This is a genomic window from Candidatus Cytomitobacter indipagum (genome assembly GCF_008189285.1).
In the GTDB taxonomy this organism is placed as follows: Bacteria; Pseudomonadota; Alphaproteobacteria; order CAJXXZ01; family 1604HC; genus Cytomitobacter; species Cytomitobacter indipagum.
This window is the reverse complement of sequence record NZ_CP043315.1, coordinates 430,154-455,619: the sequence shown is the minus strand read 5'-3', so window position 1 is coordinate 455,619 and position 25,466 is coordinate 430,154. Positions and strand designations below refer to the sequence as shown.

At 28.2% G+C, this 25,466-nt stretch carries 22 protein-coding genes and 2 tRNA genes; 11 read left to right on the top strand and 13 right to left on the bottom strand.

Features of this window, described 5'->3' with window-relative positions:
• Nucleotides 1-53: 53 nt before the first annotated feature.
• The 3 genes from FZC35_RS01965 to FZC35_RS01955 are packed head-to-tail and all read right to left on the bottom strand — an operon-like array spanning nucleotide 54 to nucleotide 2,786.
• Entirely contained in the window at nucleotides 54-803 is a 750-nt protein-coding gene (locus FZC35_RS01965; RefSeq protein WP_148980978.1) for a F0F1 ATP synthase subunit gamma, read from the bottom strand.
• Complete coding sequence (atpA, locus tag FZC35_RS01960; protein WP_148980977.1) at nucleotides 800-2,320, bottom strand: F0F1 ATP synthase subunit alpha; 1,521 nt, start codon at nucleotides 2,318-2,320, stop codon at nucleotides 800-802. Before atpA ends, FZC35_RS01965 begins: the two co-directional genes overlap by 4 nt.
• Nucleotides 2,301-2,786, bottom strand: coding sequence for a F0F1 ATP synthase subunit delta (locus FZC35_RS01955; protein ID WP_172619022.1), 486 nt, complete (start codon nucleotides 2,784-2,786; stop codon nucleotides 2,301-2,303). Before FZC35_RS01955 ends, atpA begins: the two co-directional genes overlap by 20 nt.
• An 80-nt stretch (nucleotides 2,787-2,866) precedes the next feature.
• On the opposite strand from FZC35_RS01955, the gene FZC35_RS01950 reads away from it, so the two are divergent.
• The 3 genes from FZC35_RS01950 to tsaD all read left to right on the top strand — a co-directional run bounded on the left by FZC35_RS01950 (nucleotide 2,867) and on the right by tsaD (nucleotide 5,347).
• Nucleotides 2,867-3,709, top strand: coding sequence for an N-acetylmuramoyl-L-alanine amidase (locus FZC35_RS01950; RefSeq protein ID WP_172619021.1), 843 nt, complete (start codon nucleotides 2,867-2,869; stop codon nucleotides 3,707-3,709).
• 327 nt (nucleotides 3,710-4,036) lie between these two features.
• Nucleotides 4,037-4,111: transfer RNA gene (locus tag FZC35_RS01945), tRNA-Gly, on the top strand.
• Between the two features lie 231 nt (nucleotides 4,112-4,342).
• Nucleotides 4,343-5,347, top strand: a complete 1,005-nt coding sequence (tsaD, locus tag FZC35_RS01940) for a tRNA (adenosine(37)-N6)-threonylcarbamoyltransferase complex transferase subunit TsaD (RefSeq protein WP_148980974.1) — start codon at nucleotides 4,343-4,345, stop codon at nucleotides 5,345-5,347.
• 194 nt (nucleotides 5,348-5,541) lie between these two features.
• Here the strand turns inward: tsaD and FZC35_RS01935 are convergent, their stop codons facing one another.
• The 3 genes from FZC35_RS01935 to FZC35_RS01925 all read right to left on the bottom strand — a co-directional run bounded on the left by FZC35_RS01935 (nucleotide 5,542) and on the right by FZC35_RS01925 (nucleotide 8,264).
• The gene (locus tag FZC35_RS01935; protein WP_148981150.1) at nucleotides 5,542-5,874 is read right to left on the bottom strand and encodes an HIT domain-containing protein; all 333 of its coding nucleotides are present in this window, start codon (nucleotides 5,872-5,874) and stop codon (nucleotides 5,542-5,544) included.
• A 229-nt stretch (nucleotides 5,875-6,103) separates the two neighbouring features.
• Nucleotides 6,104-7,780 carry a ComEC/Rec2 family competence protein gene (locus FZC35_RS01930; protein ID WP_172619020.1) on the bottom strand — a complete coding sequence of 559 codons (1,677 nt, stop codon included), beginning with the start codon at nucleotides 7,778-7,780 and terminating at the stop codon, nucleotides 6,104-6,106.
• A gap of 160 nt (nucleotides 7,781-7,940) precedes the next feature.
• Nucleotides 7,941-8,264, bottom strand: a complete 324-nt coding sequence (locus FZC35_RS01925; protein WP_148980972.1) for a hypothetical protein — start codon at nucleotides 8,262-8,264, stop codon at nucleotides 7,941-7,943.
• Between the two features lie 182 nt (nucleotides 8,265-8,446).
• Between FZC35_RS01925 and FZC35_RS01920 the strand changes: the two genes are divergently transcribed.
• Both FZC35_RS01920 and cgtA read left to right on the top strand, forming a co-directional pair.
• Entirely contained in the window at nucleotides 8,447-8,644 is a 198-nt protein-coding gene (locus FZC35_RS01920) for a hypothetical protein (RefSeq protein WP_172619019.1), read from the top strand.
• Nucleotides 8,645-8,693: 49 nt separating this feature from the next.
• Nucleotides 8,694-9,866 carry an Obg family GTPase CgtA gene (gene cgtA, locus FZC35_RS01915; protein ID WP_148980970.1) on the top strand — a complete coding sequence of 391 codons (1,173 nt, stop codon included), beginning with the start codon at nucleotides 8,694-8,696 and terminating at the stop codon, nucleotides 9,864-9,866.
• A 433-nt stretch (nucleotides 9,867-10,299) separates the two neighbouring features.
• Here the strand turns inward: cgtA and FZC35_RS01910 are convergent, their stop codons facing one another.
• Together FZC35_RS01910 and tsaE are read right to left on the bottom strand one after the other, a co-directional pair.
• Nucleotides 10,300-11,508 carry a M48 family metalloprotease gene (locus tag FZC35_RS01910; protein WP_148980969.1) on the bottom strand — a complete coding sequence of 403 codons (1,209 nt, stop codon included), beginning with the start codon at nucleotides 11,506-11,508 and terminating at the stop codon, nucleotides 10,300-10,302.
• A 77-nt stretch (nucleotides 11,509-11,585) separates the two neighbouring features.
• On the bottom strand, nucleotides 11,586-12,002 hold the full coding sequence (tsaE, locus tag FZC35_RS01905) for a tRNA (adenosine(37)-N6)-threonylcarbamoyltransferase complex ATPase subunit type 1 TsaE (RefSeq protein ID WP_148980968.1): 417 nt from the start codon (nucleotides 12,000-12,002) through the stop codon (nucleotides 11,586-11,588).
• Between the two features lie 216 nt (nucleotides 12,003-12,218).
• On the opposite strand from tsaE, the gene rpmE reads away from it, so the two are divergent.
• Complete coding sequence (gene rpmE, locus FZC35_RS01900) at nucleotides 12,219-12,452, top strand: 50S ribosomal protein L31 (RefSeq protein WP_148980967.1); 234 nt, start codon at nucleotides 12,219-12,221, stop codon at nucleotides 12,450-12,452.
• Between the two features lie 256 nt (nucleotides 12,453-12,708).
• Here the strand turns inward: rpmE and FZC35_RS01895 are convergent, their stop codons facing one another.
• Genes FZC35_RS01895 through FZC35_RS01875 form a run of 5 tightly spaced genes read right to left on the bottom strand, consistent with a single transcriptional unit; the run spans nucleotide 12,709 to nucleotide 17,875 of the window.
• The gene (locus tag FZC35_RS01895; RefSeq protein WP_172619018.1) at nucleotides 12,709-14,856 is read right to left on the bottom strand and encodes a Mur ligase family protein; all 2,148 of its coding nucleotides are present in this window, start codon (nucleotides 14,854-14,856) and stop codon (nucleotides 12,709-12,711) included.
• Nucleotides 14,849-16,357: a penicillin-binding transpeptidase domain-containing protein gene (locus FZC35_RS01890; protein ID WP_148980965.1), complete on the bottom strand. Its 1,509-nt coding sequence runs from the start codon at nucleotides 16,355-16,357 to the stop codon at nucleotides 14,849-14,851. The genes FZC35_RS01895 and FZC35_RS01890 overlap by 8 nt, the downstream gene beginning before the upstream one ends.
• 14 nt (nucleotides 16,358-16,371) lie before the next feature.
• The gene (locus FZC35_RS01885; protein ID WP_148980964.1) at nucleotides 16,372-16,626 is read right to left on the bottom strand and encodes a hypothetical protein; all 255 of its coding nucleotides are present in this window, start codon (nucleotides 16,624-16,626) and stop codon (nucleotides 16,372-16,374) included.
• Nucleotides 16,623-17,450, bottom strand: a complete 828-nt coding sequence (gene rsmH, locus FZC35_RS01880; protein WP_148980963.1) for a 16S rRNA (cytosine(1402)-N(4))-methyltransferase RsmH — start codon at nucleotides 17,448-17,450, stop codon at nucleotides 16,623-16,625. Before rsmH ends, FZC35_RS01885 begins: the two co-directional genes overlap by 4 nt.
• On the bottom strand, nucleotides 17,447-17,875 hold the full coding sequence (locus FZC35_RS01875; RefSeq protein ID WP_148980962.1) for a division/cell wall cluster transcriptional repressor MraZ: 429 nt from the start codon (nucleotides 17,873-17,875) through the stop codon (nucleotides 17,447-17,449). The genes rsmH and FZC35_RS01875 overlap by 4 nt, the downstream gene beginning before the upstream one ends.
• Before the next feature lie 323 nt (nucleotides 17,876-18,198).
• Here FZC35_RS01875 and FZC35_RS01870 point away from each other — a divergent pair, with 323 nt between their 5' ends.
• From FZC35_RS01870 to FZC35_RS01850, 5 genes are all read left to right on the top strand, one after another.
• Nucleotides 18,199-20,295 (top strand): sodium-translocating pyrophosphatase, encoded by a 2,097-nt coding sequence (locus FZC35_RS01870; RefSeq protein WP_148980961.1) that lies wholly within the window; start codon nucleotides 18,199-18,201, stop codon nucleotides 20,293-20,295.
• A 28-nt stretch (nucleotides 20,296-20,323) separates the two neighbouring features.
• Nucleotides 20,324-22,051 (top strand): hypothetical protein, encoded by a 1,728-nt coding sequence (locus FZC35_RS01865; protein WP_148980960.1) that lies wholly within the window; start codon nucleotides 20,324-20,326, stop codon nucleotides 22,049-22,051.
• Nucleotides 22,048-24,213, top strand: a complete 2,166-nt coding sequence (locus tag FZC35_RS01860; protein WP_148980959.1) for a UvrD-helicase domain-containing protein — start codon at nucleotides 22,048-22,050, stop codon at nucleotides 24,211-24,213. The genes FZC35_RS01865 and FZC35_RS01860 overlap by 4 nt, the downstream gene beginning before the upstream one ends.
• A 37-nt stretch (nucleotides 24,214-24,250) precedes the next feature.
• Nucleotides 24,251-24,868: a 30S ribosomal protein S4 gene (rpsD, locus tag FZC35_RS01855; RefSeq protein ID WP_148980958.1), complete on the top strand. Its 618-nt coding sequence runs from the start codon at nucleotides 24,251-24,253 to the stop codon at nucleotides 24,866-24,868.
• Nucleotides 24,869-25,162: 294 nt separating this feature from the next.
• Nucleotides 25,163-25,233: transfer RNA gene (locus FZC35_RS01850), tRNA-Gln, on the top strand.
• Nucleotides 25,234-25,466: the final 233 nt, after the last annotated feature.

Sequence of the window (25,466 nt, the reverse complement as noted above, 5' to 3'; positions counted from 1 at the left end):
CATAACCTTCCGTTGATTTATCATTTGTATGCGTTTCTTGCATTGAAGAATTTTTATGCACTAGCTCCTCCTATTATCTCACTCATTTCAAGAGTAATTTTTTCTTGTCTCAATCTATTATAATCTAATTTAAGTTGATGTTGCATATTTTTGCAAGTATCAGATGCTTGAGACATGGCTGTTGCCCTGCTTGTATTTTCCATCATACTTGTTTCAATTGCAGCCATTTGTATAGAGTATGTCATATAAAGCTTGCATATAGAAATTATGCCTTCTTTATCATGGGAACACTTACTCGCAACAGGAACGCTTTTGAAAATAGATTTTTCTATAAACTTTGAATGCTTGAATGAGTAAAAATGAATTTTTATTTGATGATTGCTCATTAGATATTTCATAGCAATTTCTGCAGCACAAGAAGAATCTTCAATGGAACTTATAATATTCATATCAATTCTTTCATTTTCTATATTTTTTAATGCATTAATTGCATATTTCCCAAAAAACATAAATGCATCATTTTTGCTGTATTTTAGCTTTGCAACATAGTTGGAGGCAAGATATATAAAATTTTTGCATAATTTCTTGTCCACAGTAAAAACCATATGAAATACATTCTTGCTATCAGATTCATAATGCATTTTTTTAATTTCTTTCTTTAGAATGGAAAGAGAAGAGATCATTTTATCATGCATTTGTTTAGATTGTTGTTTTTTGACCATAGAAATAGTTTGTATTGCAGAAGTAAGTCTTCCTATATTTGATATATTTTTCTGCTTTGCAAGTATTTGCTGCAGTCTCATGATTGCTCCTTAGATTTTTTGATAAATCTTTTAATTGTATTATCAATTTCATCGTTAATCACTTTATTGGTTATCAATTTTTCTACTATTTCAGGATGCTCTTTTTTGAATTTTAACAAGAAATTCTTCTCAACTTCTTCCAAATGATCTGGATTAAAATGATCAAAATAACCTGCATTACAAGCAAATATAACCAAAACTTCATCTTCAAAAGAATATAGCTGACTTGCACCCTGTCTTAATATTTTAGTTACAGCTTCTCCTCTCCTTAATGCTTTTTTAGTTGTATCATCTATATCTGTAAGGAATCGCGAAAATTCTTTTAATTCAGCATATTGAGCTAATTCCAACTTAAGCATTCCTGAAACTTTTCTCATAGCCTGTGTTTGAGCTGATCCACCAACTCTACTTACTGATATATTTGTATTAATAGCTGGTCTTTGACCATAAAGAAAAAGATTTTTATCCATGAAGATTTGCCCATCTGTAATAGAAATAACATTCGTAGAAATATATGAAGAAATATCACCTTCCAATGTTTCAATTATAGGTATTGCTGTTAGAGATCCGCCTCCTTTTTCATCACTCATACATGCAGCTCTTTCAAGCAAACTAGAGTGAACAAAGAAAATATCTCCAGGATACGCTTCTCTTCCTGGGAATCTTTTTAGCAATAGGGAGATTTCTCTGTAAGCAATGGCATGTTTTGATAAATCATCATAAATAATCAATGCGTGTTTTCCATTATCTCTATAATATTCTGCTATAGCAGTTCCTACATAAGGAGCTAAATGTTGGAATATTGCTGGATCATCTGCAGATGCCACTACAAATGTAGAATAATTCATTGCTCCTTGCTCTTCTAGATAATGAACTAACTTTGCTGCTTCAGAAGCTTTTTTACCAATGCAAACATAAACACAATATATAGGATTGCCTTCTTCATAATGTTTTTTTTGATTTAAAATAGTTCCGATTGCTATTGTAGTTTTCCCAGTTCTTCTATCTCCAAGAATTAACTCTCTTTGCCCATATCCTATTGGAATTAGAGCATCAATCATTTTTACTCCAGTATAAAGAGGTTGCGTAACTTTTTTTCTATCTATAATTTGAGGAGATTCTGACATAACCACTCTTTCCAAGCTGGTTTCGATTTCTCCTTTTCCATCTATAGGTTCTCCAAAAGCATTTACAGTTCTTCCAAGCATTTCTGGTCCAACTTTAACGCTTAAAATCTTTTTTGTTCTATAAACCATCATTCCTGATTTAACGCTAGGATTAGAGTCTAGTATTGCAATTTTAGCGCTGTCTTCCAGAAGCTCTACTATCAATCCTTTTTGCTTGTTTTCAAAAATGACCACTTCTCCATATATAGCATCAGACAATCCTAGAATATTGCATATTCCATCTGATGCAGTTTCAACTTTTCCAGTTTCATATATATCTATATTTGTGTTCATAGAATCTATTTTAGATTTAATTCCATTTACGATGTCTTCAAAATTTAAGCGATTCATTCAATTCTCCAATAAATTTACTCAACATATTAACATAAGATCCATCAATTCTGATAGATCCTATGTCTATTAAAAATCCTCCAAGTATATTTGTTTTATACTTAAATTTAATGTTTGCCTCTTTGTCAGCTCTTAGTATGTACTGTTTAAGCTCTGATTCTAACTCTTCATTTTTACTTGCTATTGTAATATGCGCATGAGTTATTTCATCCTTAAGAACGATTTTGCTTATTTGAGATATTATTTCATTAAAATCTGTCCACGTAGAGGAATTGCGTATATGTTGAATTATTTCCTTAGAAAAACTAGACAAATCAAGCAAATCTAATGCATTTATCCCTGAAACAGGCATTGAGCTCCATAAGCTTGGCAATGCATTTCTAGTGGTTACAATATAATTAATATCTTTCGAAAATTGCTTTATGTATTCTTTAGGTATAATCTTGAGAATATTTTTTAAGTTCATAATTGATACCATTATAGTTGTCATTTGTACAACAATCAACTAATTTTTTGATTTGCTTTTCATTTATGGTACGATTGAACATGAAATATTTTGCAAAATTATTTATTTCTTTTTTCTTGATTGGAGTGCATTCAGCTGTGTATGATTTTAGTTATTCATCTCCCAATTTTCGAGATAGAAAAGGAATTAATCCAAGAATTTTGGTTTTGCATTATACTACTTCATGCAATGACAATGCGGTGAATTGGATGTGCGATAAAAAATCTCAAGCAAGTGCTCATTATTTGGTAGGAAATGCAGGAACTATATTTAGACTTGTTGATGAAAAATATAGCGCTTTTCATGCTGGCGTGAGTTATTGGAATGGAATTAAAAATATAAATGATCATTCTATCGGCATTGAAATTACTAATTTTGGATACACAAGAGATGAATCATTCAAATATTTTTCTGAAAAAGAAATAGAAAAGTGCGCATATGCATGCGAAAAGAAGTGGCATCCGTACAATGCATGTCAAATTGATTCTATTATTTCTGTTTGCAAAGAAATTATTTTTCGGTACGATATCAAGCCTCATAATATAGTTGGTCACAGCGATGTTGCTTTAGGAAGGAAATTTGATCCAGGCCCTGTTTTTCCATGGAAAATGATTCATGATCATGGAATTGGAGCGTGGCCAGACATGGAGACTTCTCTGAATAAAGTTGAGATTCCTAGTTCGATTTCTGTGTCATGGGTTCAGAATTATTTACATAAATATGGATACGATTGTCCATTAAATGGAAAAGCAGATAGTAAAACAGGAGATGCTATAAAGGCATTTCAAATGCATTTTGACCCATATACAAAGAATTTTGGAATCCCAGATGAAATGTTTTGTGAAAAATTAGCAAGATTGATAGATCAATATATAGTGGAATAATATTTCTAAATTAATTAACAATGCTTTTCAATAATTAATCAAATGCAATCTAATTATTTTAGGCAATACGATAATATAATTACAAAAAAAATAACAGAAAAATTCTAGAAGTATTCAGAAAGATTTATTTAAATGCATGATTTGTATATTAAAGTTTGTTTTGAGTGTTATATAAATAATTTTTAAATCAACCATTAAGCATGAAGGGATTTTACAGATTATCATTTAAATTAACAATTAATTGCAAAAGAATTTTTAATATTATTGATTGATTTTCCACTTAATATATTTACTTTTTGCTAGAAATATAGCATAGTTAATGATGAAGCGGGCGTGGCTCAGTGGTAGAGCACAACCTTGCCAAGGTTGGGGTCGAGGGTTCGAATCCCTTCGCCCGCTCCATTTTTATACTAATATAATTTTCAATAATTTAATTAAAATAAATAACAGTTATGCGAGAAAGCAATTCATAGAATTTAATTCATTAGAGATAAATTTCATTTCATAAAATTCATTAGAGATAAATTTCATTTCATAAAATTCATTAGAGATAAATTTCATTTCATAAAATTCATTAAATCAAGCATTAAATGTAAGCGTTGATGTTTTTTGAGTTATAAATCATGATTAATTATGGTTTATTATGTTGGAATAGAAACTAGTTGTGATGATACAGCTGTAGCTCTTATGAAGAATGAAAAATGCCTAGCCAATGAAATTGTAACGCACAATTTCTCTGATTTTGGTGGAGTTGTCCCTGAATATGCTTCTAGAGAACATATGTCTATTTTGCCTAATTTGCTTGATAATATTTTAAATAAACACAATTTATCTTTAACTGATTTGAGTTTTATTTCTGCTACAAAGGGGCCTGGATTACTGGGAAGCTTGATGGTTGGGGTTCAGTATTCAAAATCACTTGCTTGGGGGTTAAGTATTCCTTTCATAGGAGTTCACCATTTAGAGGCTCATGCGTTAATAGCTAAATGGAACAGTAATTTGGAATTTCCATTTGGAATTTTATTGGTTTCTGGAGGTCATACATGTATAGTTTTGGCAAGAGAATTTGGAAAATATGAAATTTTAGGTCATTCAATAGATGATGCAGTTGGGGAAATGCTTGATAAGGTAGGGCGATGCCTAGGGTTTGAAAATCCTGCTGGTCCGCATATGGAGCAGTGTGCTAAAAATTCGAATAATCCAGTTAAATTTACAGAGCCTTTGAGAAATGATGGATCGATGAATTTTTCATTTTCTGGGTTAAAAACTGCAGCAATGAGATTTTGGGAAAGCAGCGATAAATCTGAGCAAGTTAAAAGTGATTTATGTCTAGGATTGCAGCAAGTAATTGTAAAATCTATTGCTTCAAGATTGAAAAACACTTGGGATAAGTATGAAGTAAAATCTTGGGTATTTGCCGGTGGAGTTGCTTCAAATTTATATATAAGAAGCCATTTGACTGATTTATGCGATGAATATGGCAAAGATATTTTTATTCCAGATCCTAAATTATGCAGAGATAATGGAATGATGATTGGTTATACTGGATATTTATATTATCAGAAAGGAATGTTTTCAAGCTATAATATGAGACCTGTTCCAGATTATAAAATAGATCAAATAGATGTAAGTGCATAATTATTAGAAGAGATTTATTGTTATAAATTTGCGAAGCATTATTCTGATTTTACATTTAGATTTGGTAAGTTGATATATGAAAGATATCAATCAATAACATCCATCGGTTGATATATGAAATATATCAATCAATAACCATCGGTTGATATATGAAATATATCAATCAATAACCATCGGTTGATATATGAAATATATTAATCAATTAAGAGATGAAAATGCATATGGAAGATTTCTTGGCCAGCATTTTCTCCATTATTTGCTATCAATTGAAAGTCTTCATTTTTTACATTAATTTTTTTTATTGCCTTTGAAACACTTTTCATAAAGTTAGATAAAAACTCCTTATCTCCATCAAGTAATTCAGATATATTTTGATATTCTTTTTTTGGAATTATCAAAGCATGTATTTTGGCTTGTGGGTTAATATCTTTAAAAGAAGCAGCGTATTCATCTTCATAAAGCATATCAGAAGGAATTTCTGTTCTTAAGATTTTTGCAAATATATTATTTGTGTCATATTTATTCATAACTACTTTTAGTCGGTTATGAAAGAACAAGCAAGATTTATTTGCAGTGAATCGTGATTAATGCAATTAATTTTAGAAATAATATAAATATTTAATGATAATAGAAACATTTTGAAAGACAAGTAACTATTATATTTAACTTAATATATTTAATTTTTAATATGTTCAAGATTTATGTTTAATTTATTTTGTAGAAAAATTGCAGAGAAAATCTCTATATCTAAGAAATTTAAAATAATTTAATTTTACATGGGCAATCATTTAAATCTTGCTTTGATAATGTATATCCATGCCCATTATTTAGTTTTATTGAGTGAATTCTTCTATTATTCCTTCTATCTCTTTTATATGTAAATTTCACACTGCTTTTGACCATGTTATCTATAGATAATTTCGCCCCCAAAGTTTTGGCCCAACAATTGGTAGTAAAATTTTCCTCTTTTGCATGCAAGATTCCATCTTGAAGAATAGCCACTTCTCCGCTTCTTGAAATTACAAACATATTATTTGGTTTGTTAAATATTTCAATTACAAATGGAATAAATAGAATTAATGAGATTTTACGATATTTTTCATTTGTCATAATTAAAAAGCTTATCATGCATAAAGACGTTGAGATCCAGCTGATTTGATGAAAAAGAAGCACTGAGTTGAGCAGATTTGAGAATATTCTAGATAAATAAATTAATAAGCTTATAAGAAGTGATATAGATTTATTTAAAATAAGAAATGACATGCCAAATTTGAATAAAAGTAGCCATAAAACTGTTAGGGACATAATGATAAACATAATTGGTATGCATATCATATTTGCAAGAAATGGTTGTATTGGCGCTTGATTGAACCAATATATTGTTAAGGGTAAGGTGATTATAGAACAAATAAGCGTGCTGAATGCAATTTGTGCAAAGTAATTTTTGAAATTAGATTTGAATGATATTAGTCCAAATACTGCTGCGCATGAAAATTGAAAACTCGGATATAATAATGATTCTGGCCAAATAGATAACAGTATGAATATTGATGACATTAAGCCATGAGATGATACAGTTTTGCGATGAGAAAAGTAGGATATAATAGGGAAAATAGCCATAATGATTGATCTGATAGATGAAATTGATATTTCAATTAGAGATAAATATAATATTGCTCCGCATATAGCAAATATTTTACTTATAGATACAATTGGCATTATGTATAATCTATACACGCAAAAATATATTGCCCATCTTATAATTGCATAGAAAAATAACATAATCATTCCTATGTGTAATCCTGATATTGCAAGCAAATGCGAAATGCTTGAATTTTGAAATGACTCTTTTATTTCATATGGAATTTCACTACTTTTTCCTAGAAGTATAGTTTGAAATATTGTAGATTCTGGGTGATGGAAATTATCTTTAATGCTAGATTCAATTTTATCTTGAAAAAAGCTATTAGATTGAGGAATTATAGAGATATTATAAGCATTTCCATACGATATTATTTGTGAGAAATATTCTCTATATCGTATGTCTTTAGCTTCTGAAAGGCATGGGCTTGGAACATCATACAATTTTATATTTCCGCTTATATTGCTACCTTTTTTAAAATTTAATTCTGATATATATTCATCATTTATTTTAACTCTTATGTATTTTTGCGTATCGTTTAATTTTATCAGAGATGAATAGCCATTTTTGCTTTTATGTGCCTTTTCTATTTTTCCATTGAAATGAGTAAATTGTGGTTTTTCATATCTTAAAACATTGATTCTATGCGTTATTCTAGTAAATCCTATAGCCAATCCTATCAAAAAGAATAAATAAATGCTTTTTCTTAAGAAATACATCAGAGAAAATGGGATCAAAATAAAAAACAAAGATGGATTTGGAATTGCTATATAAGATGCAATTCCTATCATTTGTCCTAATATTACCCAAAAAAGTTGATACTGATATATAGGAATCATTATAAAGAATATATATCAGGCAGAAAATATAACAAGTCTTTTTGAAGATTTTGATATAAATTTCTGATTTATGTGTAGTTTTGCAAACTTATTTATAAATTAATAAGTTTATTTACAATTTCAATTGATCTAAATATTGCCTTAAATTATCAAATGAATCATCTTCTTGTGCATAAAGTACATTTCTATCTTGAATTTCATGATTTATAATTTTAACCATACCTGTTCGTATAGCTTTTTGCAAAATAATAGAATTAATTCTAATTTCAGTTAATTGATTAAAATTTTCTTGCGATGAATCATCTGAGTCATCTGAATCACAAGGCTCAACAAGTATAATAGAAGATATTGAAGATGTTGAATCAGAAAAATATTCCTGATCCTGAGTTGCAAATATTGATAAAGATGCAAAAAGTATAGTAAAAGTTTTAAGCATTATTTCTCCTTTCTAAAATTATGAGCATTTCAATTTTATTTATTGTGAATTATATGGACGCTTATACATTAAAAGTATGATAATTTTTATTCATAATTAATCAAATAAGATAACTAAGAATTAGCTTGATATTTTTATTTTTATAGCAATGTATAGATATGATGAAGTTAATATTATGTTGTATGTGCAATTTATCCTCAATCAATGATTCAGGTGATATGCCAAAATTAAGCTTAGGAGAGCCTGTATTGCCTTTGGAGTCACAGTATACGGATAAAAAATTTGAACAATTAAAAAATCCAGATGGATTTGTAGATAAATTTAGGCGCCCAATTATAGAAAGTGCTAAAAAGCAAGCGAATTGGAATAATTTATCATGATTATTAATTGCAATACTCATTCTGGAATATATAGGATATAATGACTACAATGAATGAATATATTGATCGAGTTGGGATCACTGTTAAAGCAGGAAATGGTGGAAATGGGTGCATCAGTTTTAGAAGAGAGCGAAGTGCTCCAAATGGTGGTCCAAATGGCGGAGATGGTGGAAAAGGTGGAAACATTTACATTAAGGGAAATCACAACTTAAACAGTTTGATGGACTTTAGATATAAAAAGCACTGGAAGGCTGAAAATGGACGAGATGGCGAAACTTGTTTGTGCACTGGTCGTTCTGGAGATGATTTGATTATACAAGTTCCTTTTGGAACTCAGGTTTATGAAAATGGCCAATTAATATGTGAGATATTAAATGAAAATCAAGTGATATTGGTAAAAGGTGGAAAAAGAGGCTTAGGAAACAAGAGGTTTGCTAGGCCAGATTTTCAAGTTCCGCGAATTGCAACAGATGGAGATCCTGGAGAAGAAAAAGAATTAAAGTTAATTTTGAAACAAATTGCAGATGTTGGAGTTGTTGGAAAGCCTAATGCTGGAAAATCTACTTTGGTACACGTTGTTTCTAATGCTCCTGTAATTATTGCAGATTACCCATTTAGTACTTTGAAGCCAAAATTAGCTAATGTAAAACATCATGATCAAAGCATGACTTTTATAGATATTCCTGGATTAATTGAAAAAGCTCACGAAGGAAAGGGGCTTGGCCATCAATTCTTACAGCATATAGAAAGATGTAAAGTTTTGCTTCATTTGGCAGACATTAGTAGCGATACATTTGAAGAAGATATTGATTGCATTATAAATGAAATTAAACAATATGATTCAGAATTGTTAAAAAGAATGATATGTATTTGCTTAACAAAATGTGATTTGGTTGATGAAGAAGAAATCGAAGAAGCAAAAGCAAAAGCAAAGAAAAGATATGAAAATGTGATTTGTCTTGCAAGTTGGGATAAAACAGGAATCAATGAAATGTTGAATTTTGTTCATAATGAATTAAAGAGAATCGATGAATTGAAAAAAATTGAAGAATTAGAAAAGATCGAAGAATTAAGAAGAGTTGAAGAGTTAGAAAAGATCGAAAAATTAAATGAAACAAAGAAATTAAATGAAGAAGAGGCAGGCTCATGCTGTAATAATTCTGATTCATGTGATAAATCTGATTCAGATAAATTAAACAATGACGATTCTGGTAAAGATTAAAAAAATCATGCTAATCATTTGATTAATTTTTATTTGCAGTGCATTTATTCATAACTATTTTTAATAGGCTATGCAATAATAAGCAAGATTTATTTGTAGTAAATAATTGATCTTTCGAAACAAAGAACTGTTATTAAAAGAAAATACAAAATCCATTATTTCAAAAAAACTGTTGTGCTAATCTTTGCAATTTATCAGTTTTACAATCTTTATTATTTAATTTTACAATCTTTGTTATTTAATTTTACAATTTGATCACTCTAATCCAAATTCTATGTTTGCTTAAAGATATATTATTTTATATTTTTCAAAGTTTTAATATTTATTTTGATTTCTCTAGTTCAAATTTTATTATCATTTTTTGTCACTTTATGAGGATATATTATTTACATACTTGCAAGATTTAGGTTTTATTTCATGAAATCGCATTTATTTATTTTATAGCTTTTTTAAGCTCTATAGCTCTCAAAAGGAATGTAGAATTCTTATTTTTATCTTTATTTTTCATTATTTCATTTATATAGTATTTTGCTTTCTTGATATTGTAATTAGATAAGGAATATTCTGCCTTATAGTATAGAAAAGCCGTTCTATTATTTTGTTTTGAATAATAATATGCAAACAATTCCAATGCTCTTGAATCATTTGGATTCATTTTTTGATAATTTTGTATTTCCAATAAATTTTTATTGCTAATTTTTGTTGAAAAAAGCAAATTCCAGTATATTCTTTGAAACAAAGCATTCATATTTTTTGTTTCACTATGCACTTTATCCATTATATTTATTGCTTCTTCATATTTCCCTTGCTTTGCTAATATTTTTGCTTTTAATATTAGTGCTGGATATTGAATGCAATCTTCTTTTAATTGATCATTAATTTGATATTTATAGCTTAAATAATTAAACCAAGCTGATTCATGATCATTAGAAGTGGCATATTTCAAACTGCCCCCTTCATACAATTCTTTTTTGATTCTAGATTGCATTTGGTTGTATTGCGACGATATATTGCGAGGTAATTTATGAGATTTTACGATAAATTTCTCTGCCATTTTTTTTCTAGATGAAGACCATGGGTGTGAAGAAAAATAGCATCTTTTCTCTCCATAACTCCACCTATCAAACATATTCACAATCCCCTCCACAGGCCATTTAAGTTGATTTAATTTGTTAAAGCAGTATATGTCAGCTTCTATTTCATTTTGTTGAGAATGTATCATAAGATTATTGGATTCAGCAGATAATATAATCATTGGAATAAGATTTATATATGGAATTAAGCTTAGTAGCCCTAGAATATTAAATGTTGTTTTATTTTTACTTATTAGATGCATCATTTTTATTACATGCTTATGATGTATATGTCCAATTTCATGACATAAAACTCCAACAAATTCTTCAGCAGATAGGGATTTTATTAATCCAGTATAAACTGCAATAATTATATTTCCATTTTTATCAATTGTAGTAAATGCATTTTCTTGATTTGATTTTATGATAAATAGCTCATATTTCAATTTTGGATCTATAGACTTGATAATATTTTGCACTGTGATGTCAAACTCTATGTCAGAAACAACAGAAGCATTTGCACAACAAGAAAAGAACAAGCCTACAAAAAGGATAAATTTTTTAAACATTGAGCTATTATATTATTCTAAAAGTTATTAATCAAATCAAATTTAAAAAATTTACGATTAAACAAAAGATTTAGCATCTATATTTCAAATTTTATAAATCTTCCATATTTAATCAGTTCTACATTCCTATTATCTTTAGATAAATGAGAGATATTCACTTCAATAATATTGTCTAACATTTTTATATTGCTGTAATTATTCGCCCATTCTATAATTAGTATTCCATTATCTATGTCGTAAATATATTCATCTAGAATTTGATTTTTTGCCTGATATAAGTCTGCATGCCATAATTGTAAATTTTCATTGTTATAAGTTATTATTTTTGAAAAAGTAGGGCTTCCCAAATAAGAAAATCCAAGCGACTCTATAAGAAATTTAGAAAATGTACTTTTTCCGGCTCCTAGTTTGCCATTAAGAGCAATAATGTCTCCATGCTCCAAGAATGATGATATTTTTATCGCTAAATCTTTTATTTGTTTTATAGAATACATTAAATTTATTTTACCAAAAGAATGCAAAGAAGAAAATTAAAACATTGAAGGGGAAATTTATAATATAAATTTACAATACAAAGAATAAAGTAAAGAATAAAGTTAGATTATAGAAAATAGAATTAGAATGCAAAGAGAAAAATTGATTTCAATGATTTATTTAAAAAATTGATTTTTCATATTAATTGATATAAACTAACTCAGAGGTATTTTTAAATGAACAAGAAAAAAATTGTAAGCAAGCATCCAAAGAAATATAAAGTAAAGTTTACTTTGTCAAATGGAGATGTGATTGAGCTTTCTTCTACACGTAAAAATGATAAAACTACTGAGCTAGATATTGATCCATCTTCTCACCGTGCATGGACAAAGAAATACGACTTATCTAGCGATAAGGGTGGTATGGCTGCTAAATTTGCTAATAAATTTAAAGGAATGATGGATATATAACTTTTTAAGTTATCTTAAAGCTACAAGTTTTTTATTTTTTAGAGATTATTATATTTAATACTAAGTGTTTTTTTAGCTGATGTTATTTGGCAGGCATTGTCAATTATTTTTAACTAATTCTCAATTAGTCGTATAACAATTCTCAATTCTCAATATTATTTTTTATGATCAGATTTGTCATCTTATTTCTTTTATAAGTTTTTTTGATAATCTAATTTATAATTATTTAGTTTAGCAAATTAATTAAAAGAGCTATTTATTTATTTGAAGATATTTCTTCAATAAGTTGATTTATCACATCTGCATCATAAAAATTTTCCACATGATTGTGAAATGTTTGAGTTCGCTCATCTCCTTTTCCTGCAATTAAAATAACTTTTGTTGAGTATTTTTCATTTTTCTTATTGCATGATTTATTATCAGATTTAGAATTGCTTACAGAATGTTTTGATTTATGGGAAGTTTTACAGCAATCTCTAGAATCAGGATTGTTGATAATGTTGTTTTTATCAGAATCACTATAAATATAATTTGCATTTATATCATGATTCTCAGGAATGTTTTTATTTACCTTTGTGTTGATTATAAAGCTTTTTAATTTACAAAAAATTCTATAAAAACTATTTGAATTATTATCATTGCTTGATTTATTATTATGATTTTCAGATTTATCAATTCCTATTTCTTCGCTAGTATGAGCTTTTTCATTTATTTGAACTTCATTATTTGCATTAGTTTGCATCTTATTGTTTAAATCGTTCTGATTTTTATTCGATTTAATTGCTCGCAATATAGAATATTTAATTGCTTTTTTTCTGTCCAATATTATTTTTGCATTAGGGCATGATGACAATATTTCACTCGCAATAGCATTTGGATTTTCAGAACGAGGATTGTCATTAGTTATTATTATAGAATCTGCTAGCTTATGAGCCACTTCTCCCATTTTAGATCTTTTTGACTTGTCTCTATCTCCTCCACATCCAAATACAAGACATACTTCCTTATAGTGTTGTTTCAATGTTTGAAGAGTTTTGTTTAATGAATCTGCAGTATGAGCAAAATCTACATATATATCACAATTATGAACATGATTTACTAGGTTTAATCTTCCAGGAACTGGATGAATTTTATTTAATTGCATTATAATAGCATGATTTATACTATCATAATGCTTTGATTTTAAATAATTTTTCATTTTCTCATTTTGCTCTATACCATGTTTTATTGTCATTATAGCGGCAGTCATATTTTCTCCATTAAACCCTCCTATAAGCTTATTGCTGACTTCATATTTCTCTCCATTTAAATTAAAAATCCATTTTCCATCAGAATAACTGTGCTCTTTTCCATATTTCTCTGATTTATAATTCTCTTTCTGATTAAAGAATTTTTCTGCAGCAGAATTTCTGAATTCTTTTGAAGCATAGTTTTTATGACAAACATGATCATTATTCATGCTTTCTATATAATTTTCAATTGAATGATGAGCTAGAAATAATCCATCTGATTTCATATTGTCAATAATTTTCAATTTAGCTTTTAAATACTGATCTATTGTTTTGTGATAATCTAAGTGATCTGATCCAAAACTTGTGAAAACTGCTACATTTGCTTTAACAAAAGCTAATCTATCTTGATCTAATCCAATGCTTGAGGCTTCTATTGCAACATGGTTTACATGTGCTTTTTTCATTTTATCTAAATAGTAATGTAATGCAGATGCATCAGGAGTAGTTAGGTCAGATTTGTATTTTTTGTTATTTATATATATTCCTAATGTTCCTATATATCCAGATTTTATTCCAAGAAATTGCCATATTTGATATGTTATCCATGCAGTAGATGTTTTCCCATCTGTTCCTGTGATTAGCGCAATAAAGTTTGGCTGTTCAGGAAATGCGATAGAAGATAATTCTGACCATGTTTTTCTAGGAAATGGAGCGTCGATTTCTCCAAAATAGTTTGAATCAACAGAGCTCTTTTCTTCTGAATCTCTCTCATCATTTATGTTATTTATGCAATTTTTCTGCCTTTTTGAATTGTATTCCAATTTATCTTTTTCATCATATTTCAATTTTGAATCATCTCTCAATTCATCCTTAATTCCATCTTCCGATTCTTTTTTTGCATCATCTCTAAATTCATTTACAATCTCACTTTCTGATTCTTTTTTTGCATCATCTTCCAGATGCTCTTTTAAGCTTTTCAGCAATTCTTTCAAATGGTATTTTTTTTGCACAATTTGTTTATTTGCAATATCTAAAAACCAATCTGACTCTTTGCATTTATCTTTATATTTTGATATAGATTTGATTTGCATATTATTTTCCGCATAACATGTTGTTAGATCTTTAGAATGGAGATTTTTAAATCTTAATATTTCTTTTATAGACTTAGTCATATATTGGCTCAACATTCTCTATAGAAGCAATTTCCTGAACAGCTATTTTGACTTTTTCTGCTAAAACATTTGATGCAACAAGATATTTACCGCGTTTTAGTTTGTGCTTTTTTGGATTTGTAGTTTGTATTAAGAATATATATTTTGGCTTTTGCATAGGAAATGCTCCAAGATAAGAAACTCTATTTCTTTCTTCTATATATTTTCCATTTTCACACATATTTGCAGTTCCAGTTTTGCCTCCAATTTCATATCCATTAATATTTATACTTCTGTATGACGATTTTATAATTGTTCGCATAATTATTTTCATTGATTCTATTGTGTGTTTGCTTATTATTTTATTACTTTTTACAGGCTCAGAAGAATAGAATGACAATTTTTTAGATTTTCCTGTTAATATTCTCATCAATCCTTGAGCGATATGCATTGAAGTTAACCCAATTCCATATCCATATGATGCTGTGACTATTGTAGATTTTCTCCATTTTTTTGGTGCTAATGGCCTTGCAAATTGATTGGGAATCCATTCTATTGGATCTAAAAATCCTATTTTTTGGAAGAATTGCTTTTGTTTTTCTGCCCCTACTTCCAGAGCTAATCTTCCAGTTGCAATATTAGATGAAAATCTTACAGATTCTAGAAATGTCATTTTTCTATCTTGGCCCATGAAATCTTGAACTTCAAATTTTCCTACTTGCAGTGTTCCTGTTGCGTCAACAATGCTATCTAAATTTACAATTTGATTTTCAAGACACATAGCTGCATTATGCAATTTTAATATGGATCCAGCTTCAATAGCAGACAAATTATGATTTTTATTTTCTTTCCTTAAATAAGAATAGGGCATATATGGATCAGGAGATGGATACGACGCCATTGCTCTAACTTCTCCTGACTCAACATCTATTATAATTCCAGAAGAATCTTCGCTTTCAAATTCTTCAAAAATATCCTTTATGATGCTGAATAATATGCTTTGTATTCTTATGTCTATTGTTAAATGAACTTTATCTTTATTAAGCTTTTCATTAAAAGCTAACTCACTTCCAGATTTCCCATTAAGATTTTGATCGCAATATCCTGTTATGTGAGAAGTGCTGCTTGAATATGGGTAAATTCTTTTATAGTCTTTTGCAATCAATATTCCTTTGACCTTATTTTTCTTGATATCATTTTTTATTTTTACATTTTCATCTTCCGAAATATGCCTTTTAATCCACACAAATGATCCATTTTTATTTATATTTTTAGCATTAAATTGCAAGTTTTTTTCTAGAAAATTAAAGCCAATTTGATTCATTTGGTTTGGAATGCAATATATTGAGTTAGTTTCTGCAGTAAATGCTAAAATTTCACCTTTGGAATCAAGAATTTCCTTGCGTATTTCTACTTTATTCTTAAATGCATTGTACTTATCATATTTTTGTATAGAAATTATTCTAAATAAGAAAATGGAATATAAAATTGATAAAAATATAAAAACTATTTTAGATTTCACTGTTTAAATTATTTTCATTTCTGTGGTTTTCTATGAATAAATTGTCTTACAGTGGATGGCCTGTAGTTTGTAAATTCTTGGCATAGTTGCGAAATTTTTACTGGATGACTTAAATTATATAAAGCAATTTTCTGCCTACTAAGTGCTTGTTGCTGCTTAGCTATATTAATTTTTATTGAGCTAATTTTATTTCTTATCCTTGAATTTTGATAATGAAGAACGACTAAATTTACCATAAGTACAGCGCTCATAATATTTGTTAATTTCATATTTTAATTCCCCATCTTAGTTTTGCAGACCTTGACCTGACATTGCTTTTGACTTCTTCAGAGCTTGGAAATACTGGCTGTGGTTTTTTCATTAAGAATCTAGAGTTTCTAAAAAAGTTTTTTATTATTTTATCTTCTGTAGAATGAAAGGAAATAACAACTAATTTTCCGCCTATTTTTAATTTTGAACTTGCTATTTGTAATCCTATGCATAATTCATCAAGTTCAGAATTTGTTGCAATGCGTAAAGCTTGAAATGTTTTTGTGGCTGGATGTATTTTACCTTTCTTTCCTCTTGATATAATATTCGCTAATTCTAAAGTAGTAGTAATTTTTTTGTTTTGTCTAGCCTCTACTATTCTTTTTGCAATAGACCTAGATCTAACTTCATCCGCATATAAATATAAAGTATCCGCTATATCATTTTCATCCCATTGATTAACTATATCAGCTGCAGAGAAAGAATTAATTCCCATTTGCATGCTAAGAGGGCCATCTCTCATAAAAGAAAATCCACGATCTGCTTGATCTATTTGCACAGAAGAAACTCCTATATCCATTAAAATTCCATCTAAACTAGGCAAATGATCATGTAAATCGCTAAATCTTACATGTTTTGCTTTGAAATTTTGTGTTTGAGCTTCTAATATTCTTGCATGCTTATATGCATTTATGTCACGATCGCATCCAATGACTCTTCCCCCACAAGAAAGAAGAGATTTTGCATGTCCGCCAAGGCCAAATGTAAAATCTGCGAATATTTTAGATGGAGAAGGGCGTAGAATTTGAACTGTTTCTTTTAGAAAAACCGGTATATGGCTCATATTTCTTTCTTAATCCTTTTGCGCATATTTTCTTGATGTTCACTGAATAATTTTGGCTCCCATATTTGAAATGTAGAACCTTTTCCTACAAATACTAAATCTGAACTTACTTGCGCATGATCAAGAAGTTCTTTTGATATTGTAGTGCGTCCTTCACTGTCGAATTGAATCATTACTGCGTCTGCAAATACATTTTCCTCTATATTTGCTTCATGATTTGTAAATGGATTTTCATTTTCCAATTTATTGCTTAATTTTTCCATTTTGGATATCCCAAAACAATCTATTGTTGGCAAGAAATATGATTTAAAAGCTACAAATCCATGGAAGGATTCTTGAGATAATATGTTTCTAAAAGTTCCAGGAGTAGAGACCCTGCCTTTTTTATCTATCTTTTTTTCGTATGTAGAAAGAAACACATTCATTGAGTTAAGGTTATCACAGGGTTAAAAAGGGAGTCAATGGGATTTAATGGGACTTTATTCACAGTTTTTTCCACAGGCTGTGCAAAACTCCAATTAACGCGACTTAATTTTTAAGAATTTCTCAATCAAGCATTTAAAATAAAAATATGTTTCAAAAACTTTGCATATTAATGCATCTATATTATATATAAATATAAATTAGTGAATATTATAATAAATATAATTAAATAATTTCAAAAACTTGGCCAATTGATGTAGATTGTAATTTCAAAAACTTGATTAATATTATATGTTATGCAATTCTTTTATTTAGGTAGGTAAAAATGTTTAAAATTCTTTTGTGCACATGCTTTGCTATTAGTTTTATTTTCCCTTTGATCCATGCTTATTTTTATTATTTAAGCGTGAGAAAAATTGAAGTTAGCAATGATAGTAGAGTAGTAGGCGGAGTTAAATTACAGTCTATGAAAGAAATTGCTGATGCAATTAAAACTGCTGCTTATGCGTATTTAAAAAAACAATATGCATATGTTGCAGCAGTAACTATAATTGGCGCTATATTAATGTCATTTATATTCAATTCATGGGTTATTTCAGGATTTCTTTTAGGAAGCTTTCTTTCTGGGTTATGCGGAGTAATTGGAATGCACATTGCTGTAATTAGCAATGTTAGAACTGCTCAAGAAGCTAAAAAAGGAATTTCTAATGCTTTTAATATTGCTTTAAAAGCTGGAAAAGCAACGGGATTCTTAGTTGGTGGAATTTCTATGATGTGTGTTTCATCATGCTTTTTCATGATGATTTATGGAATAGATTTTAAATTTATATTAGATTTATTGCTAGGACTGAGTTTTGGAGCTTCCATTGTGTCTGTATTTGCTAGATTAGGTGGTGGAATTTTCACAAAAGCTGCTGATGTGGGGGCTGATTTAGTTGGAAAAATCGAAAAAAATATTCCAGAGGATGATCCAAGAAATCCAGCTGTGATTGCCGATAACGTAGGAGATAACGTAGGAGACTGCGCTGGAACTTCTGCTGATTTATTTGAAACTTATATAGTTGGATTTATGGCTGTTTTATACATAATGAAAAATTTATTTTCATATGATCAAGCAGGAAATGAATTAATTTTATTTTATCCATTCTTAGTTGCTATGACATGTAATTTAGGATGTTATTTAGCAATTACTTCTGTGGCTAAAATGAAAAGAAGTCCTTTTTACAGCTTAGCTTGCATTTTAATGAGATCAGCTGCATTCTCATTTGCAATTAATTTATTATTTTTACATGCAATAAGAGTTGATTTTTACGACTCTTTGATTTTATCAATTCCATTTGCTATGGGTATTTTTGCTACATTTGCACTTGTATTAATTACCAATTATTATACTTCAAGCAATTGCAGCCCTGTGAAATCTATTGCCAAATCTTCCGAATCTGGACATGCAATGAATATTATTACAGGATTGTCTGTATCAATGAGATCTTGTTTTGGAATTATTGTTTCTATAGTTGTTGCTATATTTGTATCTTATTTCTTTCTTGGATTGCAAGGAGTTGGCATAAGCGTTGTTTCAATGCTTGGTATGATTTCTGCGATTGTTGCATTGGATGCTTATGGTCCAATTACAGACAATGCTGGTGGAATTGCTGAAATGTCTGGTCAGGATTCTGAAGTTAGAAAAAGAACAGATGAATTGGATGCTTTAGGAAATACTACAAAAGCTCTTACAAAAGGATATGCAGTTGGATCAACAGCATTAGCTGCGATTATTATATTGTATACTTATATTCAAGATGTTGTTGATATGTCTTCGTTATCAAAAGATATTTTCAGATTAGACAATGTGTTTGTTGTTTCTGGTTTGTTAATTGGTGGGGCATTGGCTTATTGGTACAGTTCATTTTCTATGAGGTCTGTTGCCTTGGTTGGAGAATCTGTTGTTGAAGAGGTGAGGTATCAATTTGATAATAATCCTGGAATTATGACAGGGGAATCAAAGCCTGATTATAGTCGTACAGTAAATATGCTAACTGTAAAATCAATTAATAGCATGTTTGCTCCTATAGCAGCTGTATTTAGCGTTATTGCGTTATTTTTCATTGCTTGTTTTTTTATAGATTACAATCATAGATTTGCTAATGGATTTGCTGGTATGGGTGGATTGATTACTGGAGTAACTTTGGTTGGAATTATGTTAGCAATTTCCATGACAAATGGTGGTGGAGCATGGGATAATGCCAAGAAATATATCGAAGAAGGAAATCATGGAGGAAAAGGTTCAGATGCTCATAAAGCAGCTGTGACAGGAGATACAGTTGGAGATCCTTACAAAGATACAGCAGGTCCTGCATTAAACCCAATGATTAAAATGGTTAATATAATTGCTATTCTGATAGTTAAAATTATTTTTGGCTAAAAGTTAATTATTAAAGGTTGCGATTATTATGTCATTAATTGATGTTGTAGAATTTCCTGACTCATTAAGTGAGTCTGAATACATATCAAGTAAAATTTATTTATTTAAAGATGGAAATAGCAGTTTAAATGATAGTATTATTGCAACTGACAGCAAAGTTATAAAAAATACTTTAATTAATTTAAACGATCTTTTTCAATCAGATGATTTTAGTTATGAAAAATTTTTAATTATGCAATTATGTAAATTCTTATTCAATTTAAATTATGATTATGAAAATAGAGAGTTGATTGCTATATACAATGTAAATGAAGATTTAAAAGGAATTTTGAATGAAGAAATAATAAAACACGATGATCTTTTTTTAACTTGGAATTATCATAAAATTTTCACAGAAAAATTGATAGAAAAAACCAACGAGATATCTAAGAAGAAGTTTAATCAATATTTAAATAAGATTTCATGTTATATTGGTAAAATTAATAAAAATAAACATGATGAAATGTTTAATGAAAGTAAAGATGGAGCAATATTTAATGAAAGAAAAGAAAATGTTAATAAGAAATATTCACATTTAAGCAGTCATGAAAAGCGAGAAAAATACATAGAAATTTTAAATGCGGCAATGAATAATTTAGATATTCAGAAAATGAATTCAATAATAAACATTAGTCAAATAGATGATTTTCAAGCAAAAAATCTTTATATTGCAGGTTTGTCAGAATGCAGTTTCTTATTAGATGAATTGAAAAAAAACTACGAAAATATTTATATTTCAACTAATAAATCAATCAACATTAATATGAAGCATAATATGCAAATTATAAAAAGCATCAATGCGAATGATTCTCATGTTGCTGAAGAAAATATTGCAACTGAAGAGCAATTAACAAAATGTCAAAAAACATGCATTGTTTCAGAATTTCAGAAAATGCATAATATCTCAGAATCTTGCGAAGAAAAAGAAATAAGCAATAAGTTGCAATTTAAATTCGAAGATTTAGAATTGCGATTAAATGCTTCTAAAAGATTTTCTGATTTTAATTTAAGTAAATTTGAAGAAGATATTATGACTTTTTATGTAAAATCTATATTAAATTTAAAATTTGTGAATTATGATATTTATGAATACGTTCCATTTCATATTCGAATTATATTGATGAGATATATGGTAAATTTTAATGAAAATGTGATAGATGAGTATTTGAGCGAGAGTAAGTTTTTTTCTATAGATAATTTGAAAATAAAATTGAAATCAAATAATTTGATTAAGCAAATAAAAAGCATGATGAAGAATCAAATAATATCGAAAAAACATACAAATATTTGCATAGACATTTATTTAAGCGTGAATAATATTATGCAAATTAGAGCAAATTATGATTTTTTTATTATTCTGACAAATAAAACAGGAATCCTATTTAAATTTATTTTTGCCAGCTTTAATGCAAAAGACATAAAGCTTTATCGAAATTTACAAATTAATATATTGCTACTTAGTGCATTTAAAATATTGTCGAAATATAATTTGTCAGATATGAAGATATGCTTTATAGATTCAAACAATGTTTTTGAAATTATGCTATCTGAAATTGATTATGATGAAATTTATATTAATACAGAGAAAAAAGTAAATATTGCAATAAATAAAAAGCATTGTTTTGGATTTGATAAGCTGTCTAAGAATTATAAATTAAATCAATTGATGAAATATTATGACAAACAAAGTCATGATAAACAAAGTGGGATTTTATGATAACTTGGGTAAGCGCATCTGCTGGATCAGGAAAAACTTACAGCTTGGTAGAAGAAATTAAAAATTTATTGACACAAAATATTCTTGGAGAAGAGATTCTTTGTGTGAGTTTCAGTAATGCAGCCTCTAGTGAAATGAAAAGCAGGCTTGAAAAGCACTCTAACACAATACTATTTCATACTGTGCATAGTTTTTGCAATACTTTGTATGATAACTGCACACTTATTGATGAAGTGCAATCTGATCGCCATATACGAAGAATTATTGAAAATGCTCTACAGGAAGAAGATTGGCATAATCTTATATATTTACTTTTAGATGAATGGGGCAATTTAATTGACAAAATAATTAATATTATTCAGCAAGATATTTTGATTAAGACAGAAGAAAATGATTCCTTTTCATATGATCCGATTATTTTTCCTGATTATGTTTTAGAGGATTTAAGGAATGGAAAAGAAATAGAAAAGAAATTGATTGCCATTGATTGCAATAATATCGAAAGTATATTTAGCATAATTATGACTAAAGATGGAAGTTTAAGAAAAAAGCTGTATTCGAAAAAATGGGGAGAATTTTATCAAAAATCAAAAGATTGGCTAGATAGTTATTTTGATTTGATGGGGAAGAAATTTACAGAATACAGCGAATATCAGTCTAAGTTAAGATCAAATTCTTTAGGGTTATTTATAAATTACATTCAAAATAAATACAAGTCATTAAAAATGAAGGAAAATTTGCTAGATTTTCATGATTTGATAAAGAAAGTTGATTTTTCTGATTATTCTGTTTTGCAAAAAATAATGAAAATTAAATATATTTTTATTGATGAATCTCAAGATCTATCTCAAGATCAGTGGAGTATTATGTTGAATTTATATAAAGAAATACAGTCAAGCAATAAATGTGATCTTTATATTGTTGGAGATGAAAAGCAGAATATTTACACTTTTCAAAATTCTGCTAATTCTTTGTTTTCTAATATTAAAAATGAACTGAAAAGTTATGCTAAGGAAAGTGAAATAATTTTTCAGGAGAAACATTTAAATAATTCTTATCGATCTTCACAGTGTATATTAGATTTTGTGGATAAAACCATGTCAAAAACCCTTTATCCAACTAAGCATTTATCTAAAATGAATTTTGATGGGAGAGTAGAGTTGCATTGTGATGAAAGTGACAAAATGTTGCAAAGCATGATTCAGAAAATAATTGAATTGAGAAATTGCAATTTATTTTCACAAGATAAGAAAATTGACTTTGATGATATTCTGATTTTGGTTAGAAAGAGAAATGATTCATGTTTTAGAATTATAAATCAAATTCAAAATGCTGGAATCCCCATTCAAGAACATCCATTTTACATTTATTACAATGACTCTATACAGAATTTATTAAATATTGCCAAGTTTTCTTTGTTTGCAGATTATGTTGCTTTGACATGCTTGCTTAAAAATGAATTTTTTCAATGGGATTATGAAGATTTAGAATATTTTTTTGACAAAGCTAAAAACACTCCTTCAAGCATAGTAAATAAAAATAATACCAATCAAAAAAAACAAAATTCTGATTATAAGATTTCTGAATTGCAAAAATTGATTGATGAGTGGAAAGATTACCCAAAAAATATTATTGATTTCTTTGGAAGCTTAATTTTCAAAAGTGATTATGGAAAATATTTGCTGAAAAATAATTATGAATCTGTGAAAGTGTTTTGGGAAACTGTAAATGAATATGGCCAAGATTCTTGGATAGAGTTTTTTGATTATATAAAAAATAGTAAAAAGGTAATTAAATCAAATAATGGAATAAAAATTAAAACAATACACTCTTCAAAGGGGTTAGAATCCCCTATAGTGATGATTTTTGATGATATTAAGTATAGTAATAATATAAATATGTTTTATTATAATAATTATATTATATTTCCATGCAAAAACAATGAAACATATAATAAGATTTTGAGCATAGCAACATATAATGAAGAAAAAGAACAAGAAAGATTAATTTATGTTGCAATAACAAGAGCAAAAGAACAAATATATATATTTACTGTACAGAACAAATTGCATAAATTAATTAATGAATGTGAAAAAAATAATGAAGATGTGGTAACTATTTTTGGTTCAGAATTGACAAAAAATCTCAAAAAGCTATTATAGTATTAATGGACAAAATTTTGTGTGTATTGGAGGCTAGATGAATCTAATTAATAATCCAGCAAGAATCGAAAGATATTGTGGTGTAGATTTATGGGGAAGAAAGAATAGCTCATTTAATAAAAGACCTAATAGACCTGGGCAGCATGGTTTGAGAAGAAGAAGAAAGCTTTCTAACTATGCATTGCAATTAATTGCTAAACAAAAGTTTAGATTTTATTATGGAATGAAAGAAGGACAATTTAGAAGGTTCTTTAAAATTGCTATGAACAAAAAAGGCGACACTGGAATCAATATGATTCGTATGTTGGAAAGCAGATTAGATAATGTTGTTTATCGTTTGAAATGGTCTGCTACTATTTTTGGAGCTAAGCAATTAGTAAGTCATGGTCATATTTTAGTGAATGGATCTAAAGTTGATGTGGCCTCTTATTTGGTTTCTGCTGGTGATACAGTTGAATTGAAAGAAAAAGCTAAAAATATGTCAGTTGTAAGACAATCTGTTGATATAGAGCGTGACATTCCCTCATACTTGAAAGCATCTTCTGATGGACTGTCTGGTTCTTTGAGTAAGCTTCCTGATGCAATTGAAGAAGTTGGATATAATGCTCCAATGGATATGCCTTTAGTAATTGGTATGTATTCAAGATTAATGTAATAGAAATATTTTTTACATTAATGTTTAAGCATTGCAAATAAATTTATTTGCGTTTTTTTATTTATTTATTACAAAACATGATTTTATTGATTTTTAATATCTTTCTCATGATTTAAATTTAACTGATTATAATATAATTAGTAGCGTGTAAATTGAAATTTTAGTAGCGTGTAAATTGAAATTTATTAACAAATTAAAATGGAATTCATTCAAGTTTGTTTCAAAATTTATTAAGAATTTATTGCATAAAAATAATGTTGTGTATTGTGAAAAATATAGGTATGCTTTTTCATATGGGGGATAGTTTAAAGGTAGAACTCTTGACTCTGAATCAAGCAATCTTGGTTCGAATCCAGGTCTCCCAGTTTAAAATAATCACTTTTAGTAAATAATTTCTCCCCAAAGAAGTTTTGCTATATTAGAAATAAGTTTTTAATAAATTAATTTAATATCAAGTTTGCATTTATTTAAATTAGTTGCATTTTTAAATTTTAAACAATTCACAATGCTGATTATCAAATCAAAAAATCATTTGTTAAAATAAATAAGTGATTTTCAAACAGCGCTAAACTATTGAGGTTTACTTAAAATAATGGAA

Coding starts and splice junctions, on each gene's coding strand:
- FZC35_RS01965 (WP_148980978.1), bottom strand. CDS start 803: ATGAGACTGCAGCAAATACTTGCAAAGCAGAAAAATATATCAAATATA.
- atpA (WP_148980977.1), bottom strand. CDS start 2,320: ATGAATCGCTTAAATTTTGAAGACATCGTAAATGGAATTAAATCTAAA.
- FZC35_RS01955 (WP_172619022.1), bottom strand. CDS start 2,786: ATGAACTTAAAAAATATTCTCAAGATTATACCTAAAGAATACATAAAG.
- FZC35_RS01950 (WP_172619021.1), top strand. CDS start 2,867: ATGAAATATTTTGCAAAATTATTTATTTCTTTTTTCTTGATTGGAGTG.
- tsaD (WP_148980974.1), top strand. CDS start 4,343: ATGGTTTATTATGTTGGAATAGAAACTAGTTGTGATGATACAGCTGTA.
- FZC35_RS01935 (WP_148981150.1), bottom strand. CDS start 5,874: ATGAATAAATATGACACAAATAATATATTTGCAAAAATCTTAAGAACA.
- FZC35_RS01930 (WP_172619020.1), bottom strand. CDS start 7,780: ATGATAGGAATTGCATCTTATATAGCAATTCCAAATCCATCTTTGTTT.
- FZC35_RS01925 (WP_148980972.1), bottom strand. CDS start 8,264: ATGCTTAAAACTTTTACTATACTTTTTGCATCTTTATCAATATTTGCA.
- FZC35_RS01920 (WP_172619019.1), top strand. CDS start 8,447: ATGTGCAATTTATCCTCAATCAATGATTCAGGTGATATGCCAAAATTA.
- cgtA (WP_148980970.1), top strand. CDS start 8,694: ATGAATGAATATATTGATCGAGTTGGGATCACTGTTAAAGCAGGAAAT.
- FZC35_RS01910 (WP_148980969.1), bottom strand. CDS start 11,508: ATGTTTAAAAAATTTATCCTTTTTGTAGGCTTGTTCTTTTCTTGTTGT.
- tsaE (WP_148980968.1), bottom strand. CDS start 12,002: ATGTATTCTATAAAACAAATAAAAGATTTAGCGATAAAAATATCATCA.
- rpmE (WP_148980967.1), top strand. CDS start 12,219: ATGAACAAGAAAAAAATTGTAAGCAAGCATCCAAAGAAATATAAAGTA.
- FZC35_RS01895 (WP_172619018.1), bottom strand. CDS start 14,856: ATGACTAAGTCTATAAAAGAAATATTAAGATTTAAAAATCTCCATTCT.
- FZC35_RS01885 (WP_148980964.1), bottom strand. CDS start 16,626: ATGAAATTAACAAATATTATGAGCGCTGTACTTATGGTAAATTTAGTC.
- rsmH (WP_148980963.1), bottom strand. CDS start 17,450: ATGAGCCATATACCGGTTTTTCTAAAAGAAACAGTTCAAATTCTACGC.
- FZC35_RS01875 (WP_148980962.1), bottom strand. CDS start 17,875: ATGAATGTGTTTCTTTCTACATACGAAAAAAAGATAGATAAAAAAGGC.
- FZC35_RS01870 (WP_148980961.1), top strand. CDS start 18,199: ATGTTTAAAATTCTTTTGTGCACATGCTTTGCTATTAGTTTTATTTTC.
- FZC35_RS01865 (WP_148980960.1), top strand. CDS start 20,324: ATGTCATTAATTGATGTTGTAGAATTTCCTGACTCATTAAGTGAGTCT.
- FZC35_RS01860 (WP_148980959.1), top strand. CDS start 22,048: ATGATAACTTGGGTAAGCGCATCTGCTGGATCAGGAAAAACTTACAGC.
- rpsD (WP_148980958.1), top strand. CDS start 24,251: ATGAATCTAATTAATAATCCAGCAAGAATCGAAAGATATTGTGGTGTA.